General features: G+C 67.5%; 1 pseudogene. It reads left to right on the top strand.

Annotation, left to right across the window (positions count from 1 at the left end):
- Nucleotides 1-18: 18 nt before the first annotated feature.
- Nucleotides 19-415: pseudogene (locus tag RNB18_RS52845) on the top strand (DUF6571 family protein); the annotation flags it as partial.

Below are 415 nucleotides of genomic sequence, written 5' to 3'. Positions count from 1 at the left end.
TCAGTGCTCACGGACCTGATGGCCGCGGGCACAGCCAAGGACGACGGACGGTTCCTCGGCTCTGTCGGTATCTCCATCCGCAACTGGGAGGAGAACACCGACGATCCGTACGCGGGAGTCATGGAGAGCTGGAAGGGCACGCGGGCAGACCCCATGGGCGGTCTGATGGAGGCGTTCACCCGGAACCCCGAGGCCGTCGAGGCGTTCTTCGACCCGTCGAAGAACGACAACCTCGACTACTTCCTCGACAAGAGGGAGTGGCCCGGTGGGGAGGTCGAGAACAAGATGCCCGAGGACGCGATCGCCCGATCGGCCCGGCGTTCCTTCGGGGAGGCGCTGGAGGCGGCGGTGACCGGGAACCCGCCCGGGGAGACTCTGCGGATTCCCGCAGAGCACAGCGAGGCCCCGTCGGCGA

The organism is Streptomyces doebereineriae (assembly GCF_031845645.1).
Classification (GTDB): Bacteria; Actinomycetota; Actinomycetes; order Streptomycetales; family Streptomycetaceae; genus Streptomyces; species Streptomyces canus.
This window is presented reverse-complemented; position numbering and strand designations above follow the sequence as displayed.